This window comes from Arachidicoccus sp., assembly GCF_050436765.1.
Lineage (GTDB): Bacteria > Bacteroidota > Bacteroidia > Chitinophagales > Chitinophagaceae > Arachidicoccus.
Map to the genome: position 1 here is coordinate 1 of NZ_JBNQGD010000209.1, position 6,727 is coordinate 6,727.

Consider the following 6,727-nt stretch of genomic DNA (forward strand, 5'->3'; position numbering starts at 1 on the left):
AACATCTAAACCTGGTAAAACAAAAGTTTGAGGCTGAGAAAAATTAAAAAGGTATAGATGTTTCAGAAGACTTCTTAACATAGAATCAATGCTGCTACACCTATACCCCACCTCGTTTGAGGTAGATAATAGTTGAATTTACTGTATTGACAAATAATGTTTATTTTTATCTGAAACTCGATTGCTTTCTAAAATAGCAATCTTTCCATGTTATCTTACATCCTCAGTCCTCGTCGATGTTTAATTACTTTTTCAGTTTCATTAAACTCGAGATCGACATCTTTTGCAAGTGCTTTGACTTTTAGAATCCATTTATCTTTAAGCACCGGAAGGGACATTTTTATTTCAGAATCTTCTGTGAAAACTACTCGGTTCCCGGAAGCACTTCTGTCTCTAACTTTATTGAAATTTCCCAGAGCTGAAAGATCTTTCTTTAGATCTTCTTTCGGCTTATGGGTTGGTAGATTGAAAATATTGTCATCAGCACCTGATACAAATTGTTTATGTCTTTCCCGAAGAACATTATAAATTCTATCTAATCCGTGCTTTTCGGAAAGGAAGTATAAATCATAAAAATCTTTTTGTTGTCCCCTGTCAGCAGCCGCTAATAATTTCAGGCTAGCAACATCTAAATCATGTATCATTCGAATTCCATCATGCGTAATTTGGGGTAGATGCAACATTTTTATATTCCGCATGATATCAATTTTAATGTCCTCCCCACTACGATTGATTTGACATCTTATAAAAGAAAGGTTCTCTAATTGTTTGTTTTCCAATTCTATCTCTATGTTATGTCCAGCATACTTTTCCTTTAAATGAGATACCGCGATTTTCACGAAAACAATTTAAATATTTGGAATATATCATCCCTAATAGAAAGCTTATCTATCTCGACATCCCAAAAGATTGCCTTCCGAAAATTAGACTCAAGATCATTTTTTCTGGGGACAATAGGCTTATGATGTAAGATATTAAGGCTCATAACTATTTAAAATTCAAGCATTACAAAGATAACTCACCAACTTTATCTTTGTCCCCATCCTCTAATTTAAGCCACCGACGACGCTTTATATGAAAATATACCCGGTGTCCACGTAAGGGAAAGTCTTGTATGGTTATACTGGGAAAAAAGCCTTTGGAATGGTATTTACCCGCTTCAAACTCAGCTGGAATTATATTTGGTTCTTCTAATTCTATATGCAAAATATCTTCGCCTTCATTGCGGGCGGATATTAGTTCAAAATGGTCTAAAATATACGAGGGTAGAATAAATTTTAATAAGGATAGATAGCTGTCTTGCATAATAATATTTAATAGGCCGCAAATGTAAAAATATTATGCCCTTTCCAAAAGTTTTTGCGTTGATCCAAAGTTTTTGCATTGATCCAATCAGCAATAAAAAATAGACCTTATCCAAATAAAAAAGCAGTCAGGAAAAAATTCTTAACTGCTTGATTTTTAAGTGACCGCGTTAGGATTCAAACCTAAAACCTTCTCATCCGTAGTGAGATGCTCTATTCAGTTGAGCTACGCAGCCATACCCTTTTTTGGGATTGCAAAGATATGATTTTAAAAAATAAATTCCAAGTCAATCTACAAATAAATTCTATAATTTTTATTAGTTACTATTTATCACCTCCAATCCCTTTTTCACAATGCTATCGTCTTCATTATTTATTTCAAAATAACCTTGTGAACCATATACAGCCTTAGCTATAAATGCTTCAAATTTTTCTAAAATATTTGCTTTGGCGTCCGCACTCAAGGTTGTGATATCAACCCCATCATTTTTTGCAAAAACAGACAAAGGCTGCCATATTTTATCCACCGGCTGAATAGCCTTAACCAAGTCTACAGGCGTTTTCATCTTGTCTAAAACAACCTTGTGTTGCATATAATACAAGAATGTGAATTTTGTGAGTATGCCTTTTAAAAACAAATCTGCAGCCTGCCGTGGCAAAAGCGTAGAATCAAAAGGGACAAATACATCCGGCGTGATGCCCCCACCGCCATAAACGACATGCCCTTTCGGGGTCGTATAAGCCTTACCTTTTGGGGAAGAGGTATCACCAAAAACTGTTTCTCCATTATGGAAACGAGCTGCTAATTCATTTTTATAGTTTTCTACGCCATCGTTATACGGCTTCTGAATATTGCGACCAAGTGGCGTAAAATAGCGCGCAACAGTCAATCGCAAGGCATCCCCATTGCTAAGCCTAAATTGATCCTGCACCAACCCTTTTCCGAAAGTGCGGCGTCCGATGATCGTAGCCCTATCCCAATCCTGCAATGAACCGGCTACGATTTCACTTGCGGAGGCTGTGGTCTCATCTACTAAAATAGCCATTTTTAAAGATGGGTACAACCCGTCCCTTTTACAGCGATATTCTATACGTCCAACTTTTGAACCTTCTGTGTAAACAATTAACTGATCCTGCAAAAGAAATTCATTCACCACTTCTGTAGCCGAACTTAATAGACCACCGCTATTACCCCGCAAGTCCAACAACAATTGCTTCATACCGGCCGCCTTCAATTTTTCGAGCGCCATCATAAAATCATGATAAGTTGTTTCCGAAAACTTATTCAACTTAACATAGGCCGTTACCGAATCGATCATGTAAGCAGCATCAATAGAGCTAACTGGTAAAATGGCCTTTTCGATATTAATTGTAGAGATTTTATTATTATGAGCTAGTTGTACTTTTATCTTATTGCCTAAACGATACAGCAAATTCACGACACCGTCTGGTGAACGTTGAGGACCGGATAGCTTAATGGAATCATTAAAGGCTAAAAACCGATCGCCTACTTGTACGCCGGCTTTAAATGCCGGGCCATCCTTGACAACATTGGTAATAACAACACTATCTCTTATTAATTCAAAGCCAATGCCCATCCCTTGATAACTTCCTTTTGTCTGGTCATTTAAAATTTGCAATTGTTCCGCTGAGATGTACACAGAATGCGGATCTAGTTGCATCAATAAATTATTAATCGCCTTTGCTTGCAAAGAGTCGACATTTTCATTGTCTACATACATCTTGTCGATAATGCTTACCACTTGCGCGATAGCCGAGTTCTGCTTGTTTCTTAAAAATGAGGACGCCCCTGCAGTATCTTTCCTTAATTTGTAGCCGATGACCATGCCCAAAACCATAATAACAGAAAGTAAAACTGGAAGCCAGATTTGAAATTTTTTATTCTTCATATTCCTTTTTAAGAGTAGGGGTAAAAACTTTGCGAATATCTTAATTAATTAGGACAAATTCCGAATTAATTACTTTAAAGAAAATTTAATGCGTATCAATTATAAGATTATAATGAAATATGTATAACTTAGTAATCTAATAACCATAAAAACGCTCCTAATGGCAATTAAGCTTATCGCTGACAGCGGTGCTACAAAATGCAGTTGGATTTTATTAGAAAATGATAAAAAAACAAAAGTTGCAACTAGCGGCCTAAATCCCTATTTTATCCAGCCGGTAGATATTAGTAATGTGCTTTCACAATCTTTATTACCCAAATTGAAAAATAAAAATGTCGATGAAGTTTATTTTTATGGCGCAGGACTTGATTCTTTGGAGAATAGAAAGATAATGAAAAAAGTCTTAAATAAAGCCTTTTTAGATGCAACTATTGAAATAAACACAGATTTAATTGCCGCGGCAAGAGCTACCTGCGGTCACCACAAAGGGGTAGTTTCTATTTTAGGCACCGGAAGTGGCTGCGCCTACTTTAACGGAAAAAAAATAGTACAGCAACAAAACGGCATCGGCTATATTTTAGGCGATGAAGGTAGTGGCGCTTATCTAGGAAGAAAAGTTTTGCAATACTTTTTGTACAAGACTTTTGACGAAGATTTAATGAATGCCTTTGAGAAAAAGTATAATTCCTCGCGTGCTGAAATCTTAAACAACACTTATCTAAAACCCTTTCCAAGTCAATACTTAGCAGGGTTTTCTGCCTTTTTATCCGAGAATCGTGGTCACTATATGGTTGAAAATATCATCGAAGACGGTCTGAACGATTTTATTGTTACACATCTATATAAATTTCGTGAAGCATGGACCATGCCGCTACATTTTGTAGGCGGTATTGCCTATGCATTTAAAGATGTCTTAAAAGAGTTGTGTAATACCTACGAACTGGAGCTGGGTAACATCCAAAAACAACCTATTGAGGCACTCGCAAGCTATCATCAATAGTTTTTCTGGAAGAAGTTTTTTTAGCTTTCTTTTTCTTTCTTTTTAACCAAATAAGAAAGCCCGTTATGGGCAACGAAGCACAAACCAAACTCACCAAAAATGCGATTATTTTACCGATTAATCCACCGATAGCGCCTACATGTATATCGTAGTTCATCAGTATTAATTTCTCCCCATTATTTTTCTTTTGATAAGTATCTACACCTAACTTTTTACCGGTATATTGATCGAAATATAAAGTATTGGCGTCATAATAAACTTCTTTGTGTTCATAAGCAATTACATTTATAGCAGCTTTATTGGAATAGGGCATGCTTACAAAATAACGCTTTGCATTGGGGTAAGTATTTTTTGCCTCCAATAAAGCGGTACTTAATGGGTCATTTGTATAAGAAGCCGTAGTATCTGATTGGAAATTTTGTATTGTTGGAGTCTTTGTACTTAAAGAGCCTGCGACATATACGGTAGCTTGAAACCACTTAAACGCAAATACCATCCCTGTCAATCCTAAAATTAGTGCAATGATAAAGGTATAAAAGCCGAGCACATTGTGTAAATCATAATTTACTCTTTTCCATTTCGCTTTCCATCTTATTTTAAAACTGCGGCCCTTATGTTTTTTATCCCATTTTTTCGGCCACCACATAATGATTCCTGTAATCAACATAATTACAAAGATCAAAGTACTCCAACCCACAATTGGCTGTCCGATGGGCGTGCTCAACAAAAGACTCCAATGAATATATTTTACTATCACAAAAAAGTTGTGCATATAATCAATCCGACCTATAATGCTTCCCGTATAGGGATTCACAAAAACAGATTCATAATATTTTACTGATTGGGCAAAAGTAATAGCATGGGTATCATCTTCTTTGTAAGCCATAAATTCCCATGACCGATCTGGGCGGGCATAAGTAGTAATGTAGGTCACGGGTTCCTTACTTCCCAAAGCAGTTTGTGCTTTCTCTTTCAAAACACTTAAAGGTAAAAATTCAGCATCTTTTGTAGGAGGCGTAACAAAAAGTTCTTTTTTATGAGTCATTTCTGTTATCTCTTTTTGAAAGCTAAAAAGACAACCCGTAATACTCACAATAAATACAATAATACCAGAAACCAATCCCAGCCATAGATGTAGCCAGGTGATTACACGATTTACTTTTGATTTTTTATTGATGGGCATACATAACAATAGTCTGTAAAGCTGTCTTACTTTACAGACTTTTTTTTATGAGTTAAAATTTAAAAGCCACACTTGCATTTACACTTCTAAGTTGTTGTGGGTTCATCGTTGTATAGCCTGTCCAGTATTCCTTGTTGGTCAAATTGGACACTTTTAGACCAAATCTAAACTTGCTGCAATCATAATAAGCAGTCGCATTTAAAACGGTGTAAGCTGGCAAAATAAAAACGCCCATAGACCGGCTATTGACTATTTTATTATCGCTTGCATAGTTACCGCCAAAACCCAACCCAAAACCCTTCAAGCTCCCATAAGAAAATTTGTAACTCAACCACAAATTAGCTGTGTAAGGGGACATTGCTGTACTTGGGCGAAGACCGTCCACATCCGCACCTACATTCGTGTATTTAGAATCGTTGTAAGAAAAGCCTGCATCAATATTCAACCCTTGCCATGGATTAGCAATTACTTCAGCTTCTATGCCTTTACTTAATTGGGTGCCATTTTGAATTTTGGCATTCGGATTAGTCGGGTCATTGTAATTTCTTACAATATCTGTTACTTTGATATGATAATAAGTAAATGTCCCAGATAGTTTGCCATTGGCGGTATTTAATTTCACGCCTCCCTCTATTTGATTGGCCTGTTCTGGTTTAAACGTTTTATGCTGATAATCAACGCCCGTTTCATTAGTAAAGCCATTTTGATAATTGGCGAATAATGCCACTTGATCTTTCACCGGTTGATATACTAAACCAAATTTCGGAGAAAAAGCAGTTTGATTATAAGCACCTGTATACTGCCCGGTTGTCTGCTCAAAACTGCCTTTGTTATCAAAATGATCCACCCGCACAGCTGCCATTGCCAGAAAGTTATCGGTTATATTTAAGACATCTGAAACATAGGCACTATAGGTATTTGTTTTAAATTTTTCGGGATAATTTGAGATGGAACTCCGATTTGCCGTATCCTGATAATAAGCATTTAAATTATTTTCATTAAAATCACCATAGTTGGGAATAAGTCCGTTCTTTTTAACGATATCAAACTGGTCAGTGGAGTAAAATAATTGGTTGGAGTTCTGATGAAAATAATCCAAACCTATCACTATCCTATTACGTAAGTTTCCAATAAGGAAATCGCCATTGAAATTTTGTTGCATTTCGCTCACCGTCTCTTCACTATTAGCCGTTGATTGATCTCCACGTGAAAGATAATCAGCACCTGTCGCAGTGGGATCTCCTCCAGGAAGGTATTTGTTAGGCAGTACAAAGAAATAAGGGAAATGCCCATTGGAAAAACTGTAAGTATTGGAGTAATTGGTTTGAGA

At 36.4% G+C, this 6,727-nt stretch carries 6 protein-coding genes and 1 tRNA gene; 1 reads left to right on the forward strand and 6 read right to left on the reverse strand.

Features of this window, described 5'->3' with window-relative positions:
- Positions 1-215: 215 nt before the first annotated feature.
- From ACQR30_RS09155 to ACQR30_RS09170, 4 genes are all read right to left on the reverse strand, one after another.
- The gene (locus tag ACQR30_RS09155) at positions 216-839 is read right to left on the reverse strand and encodes a nucleotidyl transferase AbiEii/AbiGii toxin family protein (protein ID WP_429734266.1); all 624 of its coding nucleotides are present in this window, start codon (positions 837-839) and stop codon (positions 216-218) included.
- A gap of 166 nt (positions 840-1,005) precedes the next feature.
- On the reverse strand, positions 1,006-1,305 hold the full coding sequence (locus tag ACQR30_RS09160; protein ID WP_429734268.1) for an ISAon1 family transposase N-terminal region protein: 300 nt from the start codon (positions 1,303-1,305) through the stop codon (positions 1,006-1,008).
- 161 nt (positions 1,306-1,466) lie between these two features.
- Positions 1,467-1,540: transfer RNA gene (locus ACQR30_RS09165), tRNA-Arg, on the reverse strand.
- An 81-nt stretch (positions 1,541-1,621) separates the two neighbouring features.
- Complete coding sequence (locus tag ACQR30_RS09170; RefSeq protein WP_429734270.1) at positions 1,622-3,214, reverse strand: S41 family peptidase; 1,593 nt, start codon at positions 3,212-3,214, stop codon at positions 1,622-1,624.
- 160 nt (positions 3,215-3,374) lie between these two features.
- Between ACQR30_RS09170 and ACQR30_RS09175 the strand changes: the two genes are divergently transcribed.
- A complete protein-coding gene (locus ACQR30_RS09175) occupies positions 3,375-4,214 on the forward strand; it encodes a BadF/BadG/BcrA/BcrD ATPase family protein (protein WP_429734272.1) in 840 nt (279 codons plus the stop codon).
- Here the strand turns inward: ACQR30_RS09175 and ACQR30_RS09180 are convergent.
- Together ACQR30_RS09180 and ACQR30_RS09185 are read right to left on the reverse strand one after the other, a co-directional pair.
- Positions 4,183-5,397 (reverse strand): PepSY-associated TM helix domain-containing protein, encoded by a 1,215-nt coding sequence (locus tag ACQR30_RS09180; protein ID WP_429734274.1) that lies wholly within the window; start codon positions 5,395-5,397, stop codon positions 4,183-4,185. The two genes, ACQR30_RS09175 and ACQR30_RS09180, sit on opposite strands and share 32 nt — an antisense overlap.
- A gap of 52 nt (positions 5,398-5,449) precedes the next feature.
- The coding region (locus ACQR30_RS09185; protein ID WP_429734276.1) for a TonB-dependent siderophore receptor at positions 5,450-6,727 on the reverse strand (1,278 nt) is incomplete at its 5' end.

Excerpts from the sequence above, each read along its gene's own strand:
- ACQR30_RS09180 (WP_429734274.1), bottom strand. The coding sequence starts at position 5,397 with ATGCCCATCAATAAAAAATCAAAAGTAAATCGTGTAATCACCTGGCTA.
- ACQR30_RS09170 (WP_429734270.1), bottom strand. The coding sequence starts at position 3,214 with ATGAAGAATAAAAAATTTCAAATCTGGCTTCCAGTTTTACTTTCTGTT.
- ACQR30_RS09175 (WP_429734272.1), top strand. The coding sequence starts at position 3,375 with ATGGCAATTAAGCTTATCGCTGACAGCGGTGCTACAAAATGCAGTTGG.
- ACQR30_RS09160 (WP_429734268.1), bottom strand. The coding sequence starts at position 1,305 with ATGCAAGACAGCTATCTATCCTTATTAAAATTTATTCTACCCTCGTAT.